Source organism: Shewanella sp. 1CM18E, from assembly GCF_023161665.1.
Classification (GTDB): Bacteria; Pseudomonadota; Gammaproteobacteria; order Enterobacterales; family Shewanellaceae; genus Shewanella.
In genome coordinates, this window is record NZ_JALNTW010000001.1 from 513,417 (window position 1) to 532,663 (window position 19,247).

Sequence of the window (19,247 nt, forward strand, 5' to 3'; positions counted from 1 at the left end):
CTTAATCCTTACCTAACTCGATTTCGCCCGAAAGCAATTTAGGAAGCAAGGTGTCGCGGAGACTCGCCAACGTATGATTTTGTTTATGGTTGTCAGAAATCTTTTCCATCAAAGGCGACATCATTTCGTTAAATCTTTTCAAAAGATCTTCTGATGGAAGTATCACAGGAATTGTTCTCAACGTCTTAAGAGTTAGATACTGCTGAGTAGTGCCTGCCATTCTTACTTCTAGATAATTCTTCATTTTGAAGCTTTGAAGATGCCAATAGAATAACCAAACCAATTCTGGTCTTTGGGACGTTTTGAATAAACCAACATTTTTGATAGCAAATTCAACAGGGTTATCGTAGACAACGACAACCTCGCCAACCGTTCCTATCATTGTTAGCAAAATATCGAATGTATCGACCTTACTACGTTGATTTACCTTTTCGAAATCGGCATCACTAATTAGGTAAGCTGAAGATGTATCTATTTTTCCGCCAGTAATGTGCTTTGAAGTGACTAGATAATGTCCCTCTTCGGCTTTCTTTGGAGAATCATGAGTACCATCTTTAACATCGAATAAGTCTCCAGTGTTCTGAATTTCCCACCCTTCAGGAATCAAACCAAGCTCAGACTCAACGAGCTTTTCTGGGAATAGCGAGGCAGTAGCTGCATCCATACCATCTGGTAGCTCACCATTCATCTTGGCTTTAACTGGCTCGAAATCAACAAACCATGACTTGAAGATGGCTTGTGCCATTTCTTCTAGGGTCTGGTTCATTTGAACATTGGTAACTATTTTTTCATCTAGATCTCTGAGTATTTTCGAAATACTTTCTTGAACTTTGATAGGGGGAAATGGAATTTCAACCCCTTTGATGATCGAAGGACTCAAGTTTGGCTGACCACTTCCAGAACCAGCAGCAAAGAGTAGGCTTTCATATGCTGAAGTGCTAATACAGTAATACAAGTAGTCCTTGTCCAACACGTTTGGATGCGGAACAAATTTACCCACCCGTTGATTCAAATAAGGGGTTACTTGTTTGTCATTTAAAACTAGTTTTCCGACACGACCAACACTACCTTGCCCTGTCATTGCAATTAGGATATCACCATGCGTCAATTTGAATTTGTTCAATTTTTCGGTGATGACGCTGTTAGGTATAAACTGATTGTCACCATTCAAAGTAACTTGCTTATTTTGGATGTTTTTAATTTTTATGACAGGAAAGCCAAATTCAGCGAAATCTTTACTTTTGAACGCGTAACCCGAAACAAATTCGCATCCAGCACTTATCGGTTTTGTTTCGAAAATAGTCTTACCTAAGGGAGTTTTAAAGCTCATAACCCAACCCCGCTAGGTTGTTCTTGATCTCTGCTTCTAGCGTCGCTGACTCAGCAAACTGCTCGCTCAACTTGGCGGTTAGCGTTGCCATCTTCTCGCCAAATGGAATGCCGTCATCTAGCTCTTCAGTCGCGCCAACGTAACGCCCCGGTGTCAGTACAAAATCGTGCTTGGTGATTTCTGCTAACGTTGCTGATTTACAGAAACCAGCTTGGTCTTCATAAGCGATACCGTTTACCTCTGCGCCTGTTTTCCAAGCATGGTAAAGATCAGCGACTTTCTGAATATCATCACGGGTGAAATCACGCAGCACGCGATCTTTCATGTAGCCAAGGTTACGCGCATCAATGAACAGCACTTCGTCCTGACGATCACGTAACTTCCGACTTGCTTTATCAGTACGAGCCGTTTTGTTCTTGGTTAGGAACCAAATACATGCTGGGATCTGAGTGTTGGTAAACAGTTGCCCCGGCAGCGCCACCATACACTCAATCAAATCATTCTCGATTAATGCCTGACGAATAGTGCCTTCGTTGTTAGTGGTTGAACTCATTGAACCGTTGGCTAATAACAGCGCTTGAGAGCCATCAGCAGACAGGTGATGAAGCATGTGCTGCATCCACGCAAAGTTGGCGTTACCCGATGGCGGTTGACCGTATTTAAAGCGAGGATCGTTATCATCCACACCCGTATTCCACTCTTTCATGTTAAACGGTGGGTTGGCCATGATGAAGTCAGCACGTAAATCAGGGTGCTGCACATTGGTGTAGGTACTCGCAGGCTCTTTACCGAAGTCGTAATCCAAACCACGGATCGCCATGTTCATCGCAGCTAGCTGCCATGTGGTGTGGTTGTATTCTTGACCATAGATAGAGATCTTCTGCTTTTGCGTTAGCGGGTCGATGTCTTTTTGATTCGCTCTACGCTCAATGAACTTCTCTGATTGCACAAAGAAACCGCCGCTGCCCATTGCAGGGTCATACACACGACCTTCAAATGGTTCAATCATCTCAACAATCAGCGATACGATAGACGCTGGTGTATAGAACTGACCACCTTTTTTACCCTCAGCCAGTGCAAACTGACCAAGCATATATTCATACACATGACCAAGGATGTCTTTACTGTTTAGGTCGGCATGAACAAACGGAATGGTAGCGATCAGGTTGATAAGCTCGTTCAGCTTCGCTTGGTCGATCTTCAAAGCAGAGTAAGACTTGTTTAGTACACCTTTCAGTTTTGGGTTATCACGCTCAATGCCCTCAAGTGCGTTATCAATTAGGTGACCTACAGAGGTGATCTTCTTTTCTTTACCGTCAATTTCAAGTTCAGCACCACCAATCACACGAGGGCCGTTATCTTGTAGGAACTGCCAGCGAGATTCTGTTGGTAACCAGAACACATTCTTCTCGGTATAAAAATCGCGTTGCTCAAGTTCAACAGCGATCTCGGCTGCCAACTCTTCTACTGAGAAGTCAGCAGGGTCTAGGTAGTATTCGTGATCTGGGTTAGCAAGGTCTGCTTTGATCTCTTCCTGACGTAACTTAAACGCATCTGATACGTATTTAACGAAGATTAAGCCAAGTACAGCGTGTTTGTATTGTGCCGCGTCTAGCGTTGAGCGCAGCTTGTCTGCCGCATTCCAAAGCTTAGCTTCAAGCTCTTTCAAGTATTGCTGTTCTGTTTGATTCATAATGGTTTCTTAAATAAATTTTCTTGTATTAAAAGAATTGCCTGCATCATATCACTCAATGCTCAAAAGTCTTTGATTTATGCCTTACTTAATAGTGGATTTTTGAAGTAAGGAGCATGAAATGGAAGCTTGGAATAAAGGCAAGCGTATTGGTCAAAAGAAAGCATTCAAACTTGAGGATATTTGGCGCATCCGAATTAGGCTAGAGCTTGAAGAGCGACTGTTTGAGCTGGCACTGTTTAATTTGGCTATTGATAGTAAATTGCGCTCATGTGATCTTCGAAACCTCAAGGTGCAAGATGTCAGCCGCAGTGGCTGCGTAATGTCCAGAACCATCGTTAAACAGCAAAAGACCCAGCAAGAAGTTCACTTTGAAATCACGCCAAAAACACAACAAACGCTATCACAGTGGATCATTCAAAACTCACTAGCGCCAACGGATTACTTATTCCCAAGTCCGCGCCTTGTGGGGCAACCCATTTCGTACCACTACTACACCACGTTAGTTAATCGTTGGGTTACTGATATTGGCTTAGATAAGACCCAATATGGCACACATTCACTGCGGCGCACCAAAGCTTCTTTGATCTATGCCAAAACCAAGAATCTTAGAGCTATTCAGTTACTTCTGGGTCATGCTAAGCTCGAAAGCACGATTGAATACCTTGGCGTCGAGATCGAAGATGCACTAAGGATTTCAGAGAGTTGTGAGACATAAGGAACCGCTATGCAATGCCCTGAATGTGAGAATCATTTTGGTTGGGATTGGATTGAAGATGAATGCATCGAGCCAAATGAAACCTTTGAATGCCCAAGTTGTGGGGTGATGCTGCGTTACACCATCGATGAAGGCACCTATTACGGCGCTCAGCATAAAACCGTTGAAGTGGTGGATGATTAATATTAAATATCACTAGTATCTGAGCTTACCGCATTTGTATTTTTAACAAAAAATCACATACGAGAGCAATAATTACCAATTCGTTTAGTCAACAACTATTAATAATAAATGGAGTGAATATGGAATTAGTAGCAAATATTTGGCCGATAGTTGACCAGCAAACAGGCATTATTCAACGTTTCCTATTTAGGGCTTACGCTTTATCCGCCTCAGACGATGAGATCAGCTTAGTTCTTACGACCCTTGCACGTTCAGATTATAGAACTGCTGAAGCTTGTGTTATCCCCAAAAAATACTCATTAACCTATGAAAATAAAACAATTGCAGGAGCGATAACCCTTTCAGGGTTTAATGAGGAAATGTATAGCATTATTGAAGATACTCTAAAGGATTACGAGCGCGTATTTGCTGAAACTTTGAACTATGGGCTAGACCAAAATGGTAACCCTAAACGACATGAGCCGTTAACTTTCCCTGATGAACCTTATTTTGTAACTACTTTCTTAAGAGAGTTACCAAACGGCTCATTAATTCCAGAGTTATAGAAAGTTATAAGTGTTTTGATATTTACGACCCTGACATAAATTCTGTTAATGATCTTGGTTCAAGTAATCGATTAAACATTCTGTAGTGGTCAAGTAAAACAGGCCACTACATTTTTTGTGTCAGTTCCAGTCAAACCGTTTTAGAGTGACTAAATCGCTTTTCCCCAATCGCAATACATATAATTCATAAGAATTACAAATGACTAATTATAAAAATAGAAAAGAAAAAAATGGTATCTATGCTGGTGCAATGGATAACGCTCAAGAATATGCCAGAAAGGTAAAGTATCACGGTGCTAAAGGACATGGCTTTGCTGCGGAAGATGCCAACCACTTAGATGATGTGCTTTCAGGGAAAAACGCCAAAATAGTTGGTGATGACAATGTCAAAAATGGTGCCGATAGACTAGTTAATGGGCAAGAGATACAAACTAAGTACTGCAAATCTGGCTCCAAATGCGTTTCAGAGTGTTTCGAAAATAGTGAATTTCGATACTTCGATAGGTTTGGAAAACCTATGCAAATAGAGGTTCCAAAAGACAAATATGATGATGCTCTTAAAGCAATGCGCGAAAGAATCAAGAAAGGGCAAATTAAAGGAGTTTCCGACCCTGATTTGGCTGAAGAAATCGTTCGCAAAGGCAGTTATACATATGACCAAGCAAAAAACATAGCAAAAGCAGGTAACATCGATTCTCTTATTTACGATGCGAAAAATGGAGTAATTATTTCAACATCAGCAATGGGAATTTCAGCTGCCATAACTTTTGCTGTATCCATTTGGAATGGTGATGAATGGGATGTTGCTTTACAAAACGCTGCTTACTCTGGAATTCAAACGTTTGGCGTCACTTGGGTATCAAGTATTCTAACTGCACAAATCGGCCGCACAGGTGTTGAACAAAGTTTACGAAGCACAACTGATTGGATAGTTAGTAAATTAGGTAAGGATTTAACGCATTGCCTAGCCAATGCTATGCGTTCTGGTTCTGAAATATATGGGGCTGCTGCGGCAAAGCATTTAAGTAAATTGTTAAGAGGTAATATAGTTACTGGAATCGTCACAACAACTGTGCTTTCTTCTGTTGATGCATACAGGTACTTTCAAGATGAAGTATCCGGCGTTCAGCTTTTTAAGAATGTAGCCGTGACAGCTGGCAGTGTTGCGGGGGGAACCGCTGGTTGGATGGGAGGCGCAGCACTAGGAGCGACTATAGGCAGTGCTTTCCCCATTATTGGTACAACAGCAGGAGGAGTAATTGGTGGTTTAGTAGGGGCATTTGGCGGTGGAACGGCACTCCAAAAAGGAACAAAGTCAGCTTTAGATACATTTATCAAAGATGATGCAGAGGAAATGCTTGATATTGTTAATAAGGAATTTGGTGATATGGCTTTCGAATACCTCTTAAACAAACAAGAAGCAGACCTCATTATCAAGAAAATTAAATCGCTTGACCTGGCAAAAAAAATGCGTGAAATGTATGCATCTAAAGACCATTCATCGTTTGCGAGACGCTTGTTAACACCATTGATGGATGACGTTATCAGCAAAAGGCAATTAATTAAGCTTCCAACTGACGAAAACTTATTGGACGCAACCAAAATCATTGTTGCAGAGTTAGCAGCTTAGACTGTACGAAAACTACCAGCAGCCAAATATGATTGTAGTAAGAACTTGAGTCAAAACTTTAAGTCGCTTATGTCCCAAAGCTATTCGCTCTCTGCCGCGAGGTGGCAAAATTAAACTTTCAGTTGTTGAAACAGAGAAGGAAGGCAGTAGAACATTCCTCTACAGCAGCTATAAATGGGCTTATAACATCATCAGGTAGACAACCATTGCAAGAAATCATGGTGTAATGGGTTGTGTTAAGCATGAAGCGTTGGTAAGCCCCTAGAACTGTTTACTTCATGATTTAGATAAAAAATATGTTACGAAATTAGTGACTGACATTATGCTAATCTAGTATCGTGACAAGAACACTATGTTTCATACTGAATCACTATGCCTGAGTCAAAAACCCATACAGTACTTTCATCTATTAATTCAACATATCGTATCGTTCAATCCGCAGCATCATTTTGGAACGCACTTATACTTCCAATATTAATAGCTGTTTTTGTCACCTATTTACTAGGAGTAAAAGACTTTAGCTCTCTAAAGCCAATAAATTGGGTACTAATTATCATTTCAGGACTGGTAGTAGTCAGTGTTCATATAGTTGTATCGATAATAATGGTTCGTTCCTCAGCTACAGATACTCTACTACCTGAGTACACCCAAACACTTAAGCAGCTCAAAGAGATCGAAAATGAGTTTGAGAAGCTAGATAAGCAATACAAAATTGACTCACAAACATTTAAAAGCCAAAGCCATGCAATGAAAGTCACTAGCGAAGCTCTGAGTTATGCTATTGGAAGCATTAGAAATAAAGAAGCAATGCAACAAACAGTGACTGATGACGCTATGGATGAGATGATAAGTAGTTTACTTTGGCCAATAGTCGTACTTCGTGAACAATTATTTGACCTCAGGCAAGGTGCTCTTTGGAGCATTGCATTATATGTTCCTAACTCTGATGGGACCCTCGTTCCGAAATGGCGCATGAATGACAATCGTATACCAGTTCAAAACCGTCCTTGGGCACCAGGTTTTGGGGTAGTTGGGTTGTCATACCTCCATAAGAAAGTTAAGTATTTCAGTGGCGATATGGAAGACCAATCATTTTCAGTTACGAAGCAGTCAGACATCGAATCATATAAAAGCATCATAGCGATCCCTATCATTCCATGTGAAGACAAATCCAGTGATGAGGAACACCGTCCAGTGGGAGTTCTTGTCCTCACAAGCGATAGAGTTAAACAATTCAACTTAGACAGAGATGCTATGTTCTTACAGACTCACGCAAATTTGGTTGCTATACTAATTGAAAAATACAGAACATACTCGGAACATAGTACCAACCCTGATGTGCAAAGCACTTCAAGCTTAGACAACGAGGAGGGAGTTACTCATGAGTCGTAATAACCCACATGTCATCATGGGGCAGGAAGTTAAAGGCTCTACAAAAGATGGCTACACTATCGAGATTAAAAGATACCAATCTAATAGTAACGTTGCTTATATGCCTTTAGCTACAGAAATGCTAGCCGATTTACAAAGTGATTTGGAGCGAGTTAATAGGCTGATTAATGCTAGAACTCATCGCTTGTCAAACAAGTTAGAAGAAGCAAAACGCTAGGATGCCCATACCACATAAAAAAACCGCCTTTCGGCGGTTTTTTTATGTGGTAAACGTTACTAAAAACATTTTATAGACCCCTTACAAAATTACTTCAACCCCAAGGTCTGTAACACTATTAGCGATGAAAGCATACCAAACTCAGTCTGTGCAGGTGATAAGAAAGGCGCACTTTTATTAACTGCGTATGTAGTTCATAAGATGACGAAGAAGTGCGAGTTTTAATATAAAAAGTAACAGAAAAATTTGGTATCATTATCGAAAACGAATCATGGTAGATAGAATGAACAATAGATACAGCCAATATGAGAACTTGTGTAAACGAGTTATCGATGAAGGCGTCTGGGTCGAAAATGAGAGAACAGGAAAACGCTGCTTAACTGTTATTAATGCAGATCTAGAATATGATGTTGCCGCGAATGAATTTCCATTAGTAACAACACGAAAAGCCTATTGGAAGAGTGCTATTGCAGAAATGTTAGGCTACTTGCGTGGGTATGACAACGCAGCCGACTTCCGAAAGTTAGGTACTAAAACTTGGGACGCTAACGCAAACCAAAATGAAGCATGGCTGAATAATCCACACCGCAAAGGTGAAGATGATATGGGCCGAGTCTATGGAGTTCAAGGTCGCTCATGGGCAAAAACTGATGGCGGTTTTATTGATCAGTATAAGAAAATCATCAACAACCTAAGCCAAGGAATAGATGACAGAGGTGAAATTCTGTCGTTTTATAATGTCGGTGAGTTCCATATGGGTTGTTTACGCCCATGCATGTTTTTGCACCAGTTCAGCTTATTAGGAAATACTTTATATTTAAATAGCATACAGCGCTCTTCTGACATTCCGCTAGGATTGGTCTTCAATCAAATTCAAGTATTTTGGCTACTCCAGATTACAGCTCAAATTTCTGGATTAAAGGCTGGAAAAGCATTTCATAAGATCGTTAATGGCCATATCTATGAAGACCAACTAGATCTAATGAAAGAGCAGCTAAAGAGGACGCCTTACACACCGCCAAAGCTTCTCATTAACCCTAATATTAAGTCATTAGAGGACTTGGAAACATGGGTCACCGTTGATGATTTTGAAGTGGTAGATTACCAACATCACGAACCTATCAAATACCCATTCTCGGTATAAAAACAATGGGGCTTATGCCCCATTTTCTCCTAGTTTGTCGTTAAGCAAGCTCTCCAATAGCTCAATCCTTTTCTCAAGCGCATTTTTAGCTTCTCGCTCTTTTTTTATTTCGGCTTTATGCCATTCAAGGCTCTCATGATCACGCTTTGAGCGTATTCTTAGTTTATCTAGGTCTCTTTCTGATTCTGAGTATTTAGTAAACCAGTGAAGAATTTCCAACTTAGATTGATCTAATAAAGCATTCAGGTTTTGGCTTTCTTGCTTTTTGGTTACTTTACTTTGCTTTGATTCTTTAGCTCTCTGCTTTTTAATTATCTCAAGCTCAATACCAGCCCAAGATCTCGACCCTTTAGGGTCAAAAGTATTCCGGTGAAGCCCTGTTAACGCCACTAATTGAGCTTTAGTTGCTTTTAGTTTCCTATCTTTTCTAATGGCATCCAATGCATCAGATATCTTATTAGTGTTTTCATCAAACGATTCTTGATTCTTCTCATCGTAATATTCAGCCATCAGACCAAATCCTCTCCCAAGTACTGCAAAACCCTTTTAGTTTCTTCTATCGCCTCAGCAATCTGATCTTGCCTATCTTCGTATCCCTCAGCGCCAACCAATTTTAAATTAGAAATGTATATTTCCCGCCATTTTGGTGCATTAGCTTTAGATACGATGGCATTACGACAACGCACAGGGTTGCATCTTAAACCACCGATGCAAGGCAAGTTTTCATCAAAATCTTCTACACCACCAAAACAGTAACCAGTACCTACATTGATAATAGCTAAACCTTGCTCAACCATTGCTTCGTAGATCTCTTCTTCTTCATAGCCAGCTTCCATACAACCATTGAAGAATTTTTTTATTTTCGAAAGGTGTTCCTCTGCTTTTCCCCCCATATATTTCCCATTCGGATCAAAGTTGGCTTTAACAGCTTCTAACTCAGCGATATGTTTTAAATCCAAAGACTTGTCTCGGCTATCACCACTGGTTAATTGATTAGCTATGCCTCCATAGCCCAAAGTCATTTCGCTCACTCTTCCTTTGCGTGATAGGGCATCCGTTGCAGATACCATGTGCTTGAGTTGATAAGAAATAACTGGCAAGCCTGAATCAGCTCTGTACATTTGATGAGCTAAACTATGTCTGAATGTATATCCATTGAGTTTGCTGTTAATTTCTTTAATCGGTATACCTGTTAAAGACAAGAAGCTTTGTTGGATAATAAGAGAAATATTTACCATAGATTTGTTGATTTCATCCGGCTTCAATGTATCAACATTGCCAAACACATATGTGTTTTGAAAAACCTTTCCGCCGATTAGCTCAATCGCTTTTATTGCGTCAATCATAATTGGTATTGCTACCCAACGATCATTAAACAAGTTCCAACGATTATCTCTCCCCTTATGCTCTTCAGCGACGATTACCTTATCTTCAATATCCAAACAACCATTAACTTTTAAATCTGAATATACATTTGGCCGTGCTCCCATCAGCGAGCCTAAAACCCACAGCGCTGAATAAAACACTTTATTAATGGCAACTCGAAGAGGTTCGGTCGATTCAAATTTTTTCTGCAACCTTGTGATAACCATTGAATTGGTAGGAGCACTACAGCAATCTAATTTTGCAACTCGATTATTAGGGAAAATACGGTTTATAGCATCAAATGAGTATCCTTTCCTACTCAAGCGATAGGCACCATAATCCTCAAAATCTTCTTGTGAATATGAGAATTCTTCGTACGTTGTAGCTAAAATATCGTAATGCTTCAACATAACTGAATCGCTCACATCTTCACCAACACTTTTTAAAAAGCTTACGACATTAAATGAAGCCTTCTTGAGAGCTAAATTAAACACTTTAGTTTCAAGATAAGGCAATAGCTCTTTTTTCAAGTCATCACTTACTTTAAGATCTTCCTCATACGCTGATTTTATTACACTAAAATCAGCGTTACACTTGATCCCTATGTCTTCTTTTGCTTTATGGCTATTAAGATAGTCAAAAAATATTTTATAGCCAGTTCGTTTACTTTTTTCAGATGAAATTTTCAACGTGGTTTTTTTGGCTGCCTCTTCAAAATCCATCAACGTGACATCTGACAGATTACAGCACTGTTCTTGCACATACTCTCTGCCGAGCCGCCTCTCCACTTCAGAGAAAACAAAATCCAAAAATCTCAATCCATTTTTGAATGGAGCAATCAATGTATTTACTTTTATTTCGTTCTTTTTATTACCAAATTCTTTTGGTGAAGCGTAAATAGACAAAAATAAGCATTTTATCTCTGTAATGACTCCTAGCGGAATATGCGTATAAACACTAAAATCTAACTGAATCTTTGATGCGCTAACTGAGGCTGCTCGATTTGAAGTTTCTTCTTCAAAATTCCACAGCATGTTGCTAAACAAACTCTTTTTAGCCACTGGAAGTTGAGCTAATTGAGCTATATACGGATTAATATCACCATTAATATCCTTACGAGCAACATCATTTAAAATCAAGACATTAGACAGTATTTCTTTCCAATACAGATTTATTTGCTGTAAATGTTCTAAATGTTCCTGTTTCATTTTTAACAGCTCCAGCTTTCTAGTATTGTGGTTTCAATAAATATCGAGTCTTCTTTCGCTTGCGTCAAAATATCAACTTCAAACTCAGAGGTTTCAAAGTTCAAGATATCGTCAAGCAGTGAAAGGTTTTCTAGTACAACAACATGATAAGGGGTGTTAACTACAGTGCTACTTTCTAGTGATGCTAAATAGTCTCGCTGCATCGCAAAAAGTTCTGGAAGATGTTTCTCTGTAAGCATAACATTGTCGCAAGAAATACACTTATTGTACTGAGAACAAGGTTTACCCTTAACGTACAAAGAAGAGTTTTTGATAAAATTAGGTGGATCAAAGATATTCTTACAGCCACCAAGCGGAGTTTTCATAATGATTTGATTATCACCATATCTACGCTGTTTTTTCTGGGTTAATTTCTGAGCACTTGAGTGAACAGTGCCGCTATAAATGTCTTCAATTGCCTCTCTTGCTTTATCTCTTATTACTCTATCGAACTCTAGTTTTTCTATGTAATTCATTGTCGTATAAATAGAAGAGTGCCCCAGCAGATATTGGATTTCTCTGAGCGAAACCCCCGCCTCAATTAACTCACTAACTAGTGTTGGCCTGAATCTGGTTGTTGTTAGCACCAACGGTTTACCATCATCAGCTTTTAACTGATACACCTCGATTAGTTCAGAGTAGACCTTGTTCATAGCCGAAATATTGACCGCTTTGGCAACTTTTTCACAATTTATAAAAAGCCTTTGGGATAGTTCTTCTGCAACATATTTTCTTGCTTTGAAGGTTAGCTGTTCAACCTCCTTAAACACTGTTTCAACGAAGTTTTTCTGGCTAATTGTTAACCATTGCAAATCCGCATGAAATAAATCTAAATGAATCATCTTCTCCCCCGTTGAACGCTCTTTCCAATAGGTCAAACAGGGCTTATTAGTTAATGGGTGATGTTCTTGGTAATCATCTATTTCAAGTTCTAAAATGGGATTTAGGTTCATCCCTAATACTTGCGCCATTTTTAAAACATACACACCGACCTCTCGAGTCATGACTCTTCGAGTCAACACTCCCCACTCACTATAAAGTTCATGGAGAGATAGTCGCCTAGTTGTAATAAAGTTCGCGAGCTTATTCTGTCCCTTAGTACGCCCTTTAACAGCCCATTCGCCCATATAAGTAGGAGTACAGTTACAATCATCTTCAAAAATAATTCGGGCTTGGATCTTTGGATCATCGAGATTCGAACCTTCTCTATCTAACCTTTCATAGGGCTGTAGTTTCTTTTTAGCTAGAGCCATTTCCTGTTCTAGCATTTTGTGTATCTGTTTTCGCTCGTTGACTGAATAGGGCTTATATTGAATCGACTCTCTAACAATCTCAAATCCGTCAGCAGGTAGGTAATTGAAATCAAAATTACGAATTGTTTTTAGCCTATCCAAAGTCATTCTCAGTGCAGATAAAATTGTTGAGGCCGATGCAGTCGATAATGCCGCTTCGCCAATTTTAGCGCCTAAATACTCTTTAAAATCTCTCAGAGACCATGAATAAAAGCACTCTCTAAAACTACTGTTTAGGGAGACTCCTGTGCTTTCTAAGAAATCACTATAATGCTTATACCCTATATAGTAATTAGACATACCTGACTTTGAGTTCACTTTTAGAGAGCTAACTGCGAAGGCATGCAGCACATCCTCATAACGCCCTTTTTCTGAAGTAAAATCATCTATCGAAACAAGTTTTTTATTTCGTAATCTAAGAAATGCCAGCAACCGCCCTTCTTCCTTATCTATAGCCTTTTCTTTACGTACTTCTTCACGCTCTTTAACTGTTTTGTAATTGATACCTTTGAGTTTGAAAACCTCACTAGAGAACCGCTTATATTCAGCTTTGAGCAATGGCAATGCCGTTGCTACACGTTCGGTTGGAATTAGGTGATTGAATGCTTTTTTGTCAATTACGGTTCCAAAAGTTGGCAATAATAATTTCTGCTGTTCTGATAAGCTATTTTCCCACTTAAGGAAAAGTCTACGATTATTAAGATCATGACCAACTGAATGACTACTATCTTTAATTTGACTATAAGGAAGAGAAACTTTGTGCTCCAACAGCAGTTGATTAAGCTGTTTTCTTAGTTCGAGTAAAACAGGTTTATCTAACTTCTTTGCGTTACATGACAGTTTTTTTGCCAAGAATGTTTTCGAAACAACACCATATTGTTCAAAGAAAAAATCAGGGGCTTCAGCTATGAGCTTTGAGTTTGCTAACCCACTGATTGATAATTCTACATCCCATAATAGGTTTGGATTAGATTTACATTCAGAGATGTAGTCACGCATCAATGATGCAATCACGTCATCGTCAACATTGGGCAAGACTCCCAACAGCCTAAGTTCGTGCTCTATTTTACTTATATCTAGTTTTAACATAGAGCGAACCCGTTGATAGCTGATAGGTTCTTCACTAAACAAAAAACGTAACTCAACTGTATTTTTACTAGTCGGGACTATCTTTTTTTGTTCATCAGATAACGACAGCCACCAATTATTCAAACGTTCTTGGCATTCCTTAAGATTCATTTAGCAATTCCCTTCTTTGCTCTGGTTCTATCTTGTAGCTTTTTCATCAACTGATGCCTTTTCAATGCGATACCATTGCGATCTAAAAACCTCTCCCAAACTCCAACAGGTATTTTTGTGTACATTTGTGTAGTATCTAATGATTTATGTCCCAGACACTGCTGTAGCAGCAGGAGTCTATCCAACTGTGTTTTCCCCAAGTCCTCGGAATTTAGCAGCATAGCGCCAAAGCCATGACGCAGTTTATGCGGTGATAGCTCAACTTTGATCAGCCCAAGTTTTAACGCTCTTTTAGACAGCTTTTTGATTAATTTACTGACAGACCTTGCTGTATAAGCGTTCCCCTCTTGATTCAAAAAAGCGGGAAGAGGCCTATCTCCCCACTGTCTTTTATGTTTCTTATATTCAATGCTGGAGTGATACCTTTGAACTCTATTAATCGTAGCTTTTGAAACAACAGTATTGCGATGTTTGGCTTCCCTTCCTCGTGCCTTGTTACCCCTTATTTCCATTGAGACGTATTCGCTAGCTATTTGAAAGGTTTCGTCATCTACGATTACACTCCTTCTAAGGCCTCTAGATAACTGTAAGATGCTATCTTGAAGAATGTCTTTCACCTCAGCCCTACGAACACCTGAATCGAACATGAATTGAATTAAACATTTCTCTCTTTCATGATTGGCAACAAGAATCAGAGCTTCAACATCTAAAAACAGTGCAGGCTTAATCAGTGACTCTTTAGCCGCACCAGCTAGCCGACCACGCTCATATGGGTCTTCCTCATATCTAATAGTTCTATATCCAGCTGGAGGGTTACATAGGAACTCCGAGAAAAATCGGCTATATGCGGCATCTCTGTTTTGTATTGTCTTTCCAGAAATTGCTCTTTTGGGTTTTCCATCCTTGCACTTATCTTTTTTGCAATAATCAAAATACCTCTGAATCTCGGTTGCATGTACCGTCAACAAACAATTATCTCGCAGAGAACCAATGTGATTCTCATCATATGTAGTAAGAAATTTAACTAAATAGAGCAGATTGTTTGCGTAGGTTTTTACGGAGAGGTCACTATGACCCTTTCTGTAATGACTCAGAAAATCAGATATTAGTGGCAACAATTCCATTTGTTCATTAAAAACAGCAACACCGTCTTCAAGAAAGAGCGTATGTGGGTACTCTATAGAATCTTCATGAACTAAAGAACGTCTTGTATCAAGCTTCTCACCAGTAGATATTACAACCGATTTATCCATAACCCCTCGAGATGTGCACTAATCCAAATGCAAGTATTGAAAAATAAATGAACTATGCATAAAAAATATAGCACAATAAAAGCATGGTACAAGTAAAAAAAAGCTCGCCTTATTGCGAGTTGTGCACTTTACTATATAGGTTATAAAAGGGGTACATCACAAGAACGTTGGAAGCTGGTTAGGTGTAACGTGTCACCTACTAGTGAGAAGTTGTGGGTATGCATACATGGTCGTAGACAGCCCATGTGAAACTCACCTGGATTATAAAAACTTAAAATCTCACCGCGATCATCAATGCCTTTCGATAAGTCATCAACAATTTTACGTAGCTGATCAATGCAGCCACCGTCTGGTTTGCTCCATGCTCGCCCCTGAACGCCATAGACACGGCCCATATCATCCTCACCTTTACGATGCGGGTTGTTCAGCCAAGCTTCGTTGTCGTTTGCATTTGCATTCCAAGTATTACAACCAATCTTTCTAAAATCAGCTGCGTTGTCATAGCCGCGAATGTAACCTAGCAACTCAGCAATGGCGGCTTTATAAAAGCTCTTACGGGTAGTAATTAGTGGGAATTGATTTTTATCGACATGATAAACCAGATCAGCATTGATAACGGTAAGACAACGCTTACCTGTGCGGCTATTTTCCACCCAAGTTCCTTCATCAATAATTCGCTGACAAAGATCTAAATACTGTTTCATGATTATCTACCTATAAAAAGTGTCACTGAGCCGCGCCCAGTAAAAAATGAATGCGCTATACCAATCATAGTTGGCAAAACATTATGCAAATACCAGCTTCAAGCCCACAAGCGTAAGAAATAGAGCAAAGATTTTTTTAAGCTTAGCAGTCGGTAATGTCGTCGCGGCCTTAGCTCCTATCGGCGCCATCAACATTGATGTTGATACAATACCGACTAACGCTGGCAAATATATATAACCTAAAGTCCAATCTGGCAGCCCGGCGGCATCCCAACCAGCAAGGGTATAACCAATACTACCAAACAGTGCGATCAACAGACCCGTGGCAGCAGAAAAACCCACCGCAAAACGCATTTGTAAGCCGCACCAAGTTAAAAACGGCACCAACAACACACCACCACCAATTCCCATTAATGCAGCAATAATTGCAATAACAGTCGCTGCAATAAATAAATGGGTAGCAGAAGGCATGTCTCGGTTAGATTTAGCCTTAAAAGGAAAGGCCATTTGCACGGCCATTAAAATAACAAAAACCGCAAAGATTTGCTGTAGCGATTTAGCGCCAATCATTTCAGAAATGTAACCAGAGCATAGTGCGCCAAGCACAAAACCTGGCAGCATGGACTTAAATAAAGGCCAAGGGATATTTGCTCTTTTATGATGGGCTCTAGCAGAAGATAGCGAAGTTAAAATAATCGCTGCAAGTGAGGTTGCAATTGCGACATGGGGGATTTTTTCGGCCGACACGCCAACCTGAGGCAAAATATGCAGCAGTGCAGGAACGGCAATCAAGCCTCCACCAATTCCTAATAATCCCGCCATAAAACCGATAGCAGCGCCTAATATCAAGCAGATACACAAAATATATAGCCAGCTTTCCACAAGCACTACCTTATAGTCTTTATTATCGTATTAGTTTAAAGGACTCCAGCGCTAGATAACAGGGGAAGTTCATTGCTTAACAAAATATGCGGCTAGAATATATGGCTTTAAGATTGGCTATTCGCACCTATGATAGTGAGTAAAAGGTTTAGGTGTTAGCCATGTAAGTATTAGCTAATTACGCTCAGCAAGCCTTTTTGCTCACAATAATCAGTAACAAATGAGCGCACCTCTTCACCACAACTTAGCTTAAGTACCTGCTGGAGCAGTTGTTGTAACTCTTTTTGTGATACGCGCCTTAATAGATAGTTAATCCGCGCAAGACTTGCTTGGTTCATACTAAGTTGGTCGTATCCCATGGCAATCAATAAGATGGCTCCAATCGGCTCGCCAGCCAGCTCACCGCAAACACTAATCGGTAAGTCATGTTCACCGCAGCGTTCTACTGCAAACTTTAAGGCTCTTAATACACCCGGGTGCAAACTATCAAATAGTGAACTAACACTTGGGTTGTTGCGATCTACCGCTAAAAGATACTGAGTTAAATCGTTTGAGCCCACGGACACAAAATCAACCCGCTGAGCCACTTCATCTAGCTGATACAATAAGACTGGTACCTCGAGCATAATGCCAACTTTTGGCATAGTCACAATTTTGCCGAGCTCAGAGGTTAGTTCCTGACAGGCTTGTTCTAGATAAATCAACGATAAGTCAATTTCTTCTAGATTACTTACCATAGGCAACAAAATATGTAACTGCTCTGTATCAATAGCAGCCTGCAGCATGGCTCTTAATTGGATCAAGAATAACTCAGGATGATCTAAAGACAGTCTAATTCCGCGCCAACCGAGAAAAGGGTTATCTTCAACAATTGGGAAGTAATCTAGCGGCTTATCACCGCCCACATCGAGAGTACGCATCACTACAGGTTTATTACCCGCAGCTTTTAATACTTTACGATAAATTTCTAACTGCTCAATTTCGCCTGGGAAACACTGTTTAAGCATAAACAAGATCTCAGTGCGATAAAGGCCAATACCATCTGAGTCACTGCCAGTTTCAGAGTCAACACTACTTAATAAACCACTATTGATATAAAGGTAGATACGTTTTTGATCTAGAGTAATGGTTTGCAGTGCAAGCTCGGCGGCATATTGCCTTTGCTGCTCCTCTTGCGCCGCCAATAAACTTTGATATTCAGACAGGACTAACGCAGAGGGCTCTATGATCACTTGACCGCGATTAGCATTAATAATGATCTGCGAGTTTTCTATATTGGCGCCAAGAATACCCTCTACACCAATTATGGCTGGTACGCCCATGGCTCGAGCAAGAATAGCAGCATGAGAGTTTACCCCACCAAACTCGGTGACTATACCGGCAAGCTTTTGTCTCGGAAATTCAGCCAATAACGTGGTATTGGCTTCTTTTGCGATAAGAATGACAGGGGTTTCTGGCTCAAGAAATATTTTATTAGGTTCAATTAGCTGTCTAAGTACACGTTGACCAAGATCTCGAATGTCGCTAGCACGCTCTTTTAAGTACAGGTCAGTCATAGCACAAAAATGTTCAATGTACTGCTTAGACACCCGACACACTGCCGTTTCAGCACACCAGCCTGACCGAACTTCTTTTATATACTCGCCGCCTAAGCTGGCTTTATCGAGTAATAGTAACAACGCTTTAAATATCGATGCCGCTTCTTCATCTTTTTCACGATCAAAACGCTGCGACACACTAATAAGTGTATCTTTACAGCGACTCATAGCATCTTGTAATCGCAGCTCTTCATCACTTATCGATTTGGCCTTTAGTTCAAGCAAGTCAAAGGATAACTGACCACCTAGCACTAAGGCCTTGGCAATTGCGATACCTTTTGAGGCTTGCTTACCTAAATAGTAACGCTGCTGTATACCACCAATTAAACGTGCTTTATGGGTTAGACCTTTAATCGCCACTGCAAGCTGCGCAGCTAGCGTCATCAAAAAGGCTTCTTCACCCTCACTAAACTGACGGGCCTGAACTTGCTGAACCACTAAAACACCAATTACGGTTTTTTGGTAAACAATGGGGACAGCCAAAAATGCGTTATAAGCTTCTTCAGCCACTTCAGGTAAAAGTTTAAATCTAGGATGAGACGGTGCGTCAGCAAGGTTAATTGCTTCTTCACGTTGAGCCACAAGGCCAACTAAACCTTGAGTAATAGGTAAACTTGTTGAATTAACGGCTGACAGCGCCAGACCATCAGTAGCAGAAAGAATAAGTTGTTGCTCTTCTATTATATAGATAGAGCAACACTCAGTTGCCATAGCTTGTTTGGTTTGCGTAACAAGAAGTGCTAAGGCGGAGTTAAGATCACGCGCCTGAGCGACTGCCTGGGTGATATCTCTCAGTGTTTTAAGCACTAACGCAA

General features: G+C 40.1%; 15 protein-coding genes and 1 pseudogene. 7 read left to right on the forward strand and 9 right to left on the reverse strand.

The genetic code is table 11. The features are described 5' to 3' along the window. Position 1: 1 nt before the first annotated feature. Together MSG37_RS02210 and MSG37_RS02215 are read right to left on the reverse strand one after the other, a co-directional pair. Positions 2-1,330 carry a restriction endonuclease subunit S gene (locus tag MSG37_RS02210; RefSeq protein ID WP_248468923.1) on the reverse strand — a complete coding sequence of 443 codons (1,329 nt, stop codon included), beginning with the start codon at positions 1,328-1,330 and terminating at the stop codon, positions 2-4. Beyond that, the gene (locus tag MSG37_RS02215; RefSeq protein ID WP_248468924.1) at positions 1,320-3,023 is read right to left on the reverse strand and encodes a class I SAM-dependent DNA methyltransferase; all 1,704 of its coding nucleotides are present in this window, start codon (positions 3,021-3,023) and stop codon (positions 1,320-1,322) included. Before MSG37_RS02215 ends, MSG37_RS02210 begins: the two co-directional genes overlap by 11 nt. A 121-nt stretch (positions 3,024-3,144) precedes the next feature. Here MSG37_RS02215 and MSG37_RS02220 point away from each other — a divergent pair, with 121 nt between their 5' ends. The 7 genes from MSG37_RS02220 to MSG37_RS02250 all read left to right on the forward strand — a co-directional run bounded on the left by MSG37_RS02220 (position 3,145) and on the right by MSG37_RS02250 (position 8,852). After that, on the forward strand, positions 3,145-3,741 hold the full coding sequence (locus MSG37_RS02220) for a tyrosine-type recombinase/integrase (RefSeq protein ID WP_220756972.1): 597 nt from the start codon (positions 3,145-3,147) through the stop codon (positions 3,739-3,741). Positions 3,742-3,750: 9 nt separating this feature from the next. Beyond that, positions 3,751-3,924, forward strand: coding sequence for a hypothetical protein (locus MSG37_RS02225; protein ID WP_169731095.1), 174 nt, complete (start codon positions 3,751-3,753; stop codon positions 3,922-3,924). A 119-nt stretch (positions 3,925-4,043) separates the two neighbouring features. After that, positions 4,044-4,469: a hypothetical protein gene (locus MSG37_RS02230; protein WP_248468925.1), complete on the forward strand. Its 426-nt coding sequence runs from the start codon at positions 4,044-4,046 to the stop codon at positions 4,467-4,469. Between the two features lie 199 nt (positions 4,470-4,668). Beyond that, the gene (locus MSG37_RS02235) at positions 4,669-6,099 is read left to right on the forward strand and encodes a hypothetical protein (protein ID WP_248468926.1); all 1,431 of its coding nucleotides are present in this window, start codon (positions 4,669-4,671) and stop codon (positions 6,097-6,099) included. Positions 6,100-6,471: 372 nt separating this feature from the next. Further along, positions 6,472-7,491, forward strand: coding sequence for a GAF domain-containing protein (locus MSG37_RS02240; protein ID WP_248468927.1), 1,020 nt, complete (start codon positions 6,472-6,474; stop codon positions 7,489-7,491). Continuing rightward, the gene (locus MSG37_RS02245; protein WP_248468928.1) at positions 7,481-7,708 is read left to right on the forward strand and encodes a hypothetical protein; all 228 of its coding nucleotides are present in this window, start codon (positions 7,481-7,483) and stop codon (positions 7,706-7,708) included. Before MSG37_RS02240 ends, MSG37_RS02245 begins: the two co-directional genes overlap by 11 nt. Before the next feature lie 283 nt (positions 7,709-7,991). Continuing rightward, the gene (locus tag MSG37_RS02250; protein WP_248468929.1) at positions 7,992-8,852 is read left to right on the forward strand and encodes a thymidylate synthase; all 861 of its coding nucleotides are present in this window, start codon (positions 7,992-7,994) and stop codon (positions 8,850-8,852) included. A 12-nt stretch (positions 8,853-8,864) separates the two neighbouring features. Here MSG37_RS02250 and MSG37_RS02255 read toward each other — a convergent pair whose 3' ends face one another. The 7 genes and pseudogenes from MSG37_RS02255 to ptsP all read right to left on the reverse strand — a co-directional run bounded on the left by MSG37_RS02255 (position 8,865) and on the right by ptsP (position 19,239). Further along, a complete protein-coding gene (locus tag MSG37_RS02255; protein WP_248468930.1) occupies positions 8,865-9,362 on the reverse strand; it encodes a hypothetical protein in 498 nt (165 codons plus the stop codon). Next, on the reverse strand, positions 9,362-11,425 hold the full coding sequence (locus tag MSG37_RS02260; protein ID WP_248468931.1) for a hypothetical protein: 2,064 nt from the start codon (positions 11,423-11,425) through the stop codon (positions 9,362-9,364). The genes MSG37_RS02255 and MSG37_RS02260 overlap by 1 nt, the downstream gene beginning before the upstream one ends. Before the next feature lie 2 nt (positions 11,426-11,427). Further along, entirely contained in the window at positions 11,428-13,995 is a 2,568-nt protein-coding gene (locus MSG37_RS02265) for a site-specific integrase (protein WP_248468932.1), read from the reverse strand. Then, the gene (locus MSG37_RS02270; RefSeq protein ID WP_248468933.1) at positions 13,992-15,248 is read right to left on the reverse strand and encodes a tyrosine-type recombinase/integrase; all 1,257 of its coding nucleotides are present in this window, start codon (positions 15,246-15,248) and stop codon (positions 13,992-13,994) included. The genes MSG37_RS02265 and MSG37_RS02270 overlap by 4 nt, the downstream gene beginning before the upstream one ends. 146 nt (positions 15,249-15,394) lie before the next feature. After that, positions 15,395-15,952, reverse strand: a pseudogene (locus MSG37_RS02275) (thymidylate synthase); the annotation flags it as partial. An 81-nt stretch (positions 15,953-16,033) separates the two neighbouring features. Next, positions 16,034-16,834: a sulfite exporter TauE/SafE family protein gene (locus tag MSG37_RS02280; protein WP_248468934.1), complete on the reverse strand. Its 801-nt coding sequence runs from the start codon at positions 16,832-16,834 to the stop codon at positions 16,034-16,036. Positions 16,835-17,004: 170 nt separating this feature from the next. Further along, entirely contained in the window at positions 17,005-19,239 is a 2,235-nt protein-coding gene (ptsP, locus tag MSG37_RS02285) for a phosphoenolpyruvate--protein phosphotransferase (RefSeq protein WP_248468935.1), read from the reverse strand. Positions 19,240-19,247 lie beyond the last annotated feature (8 nt).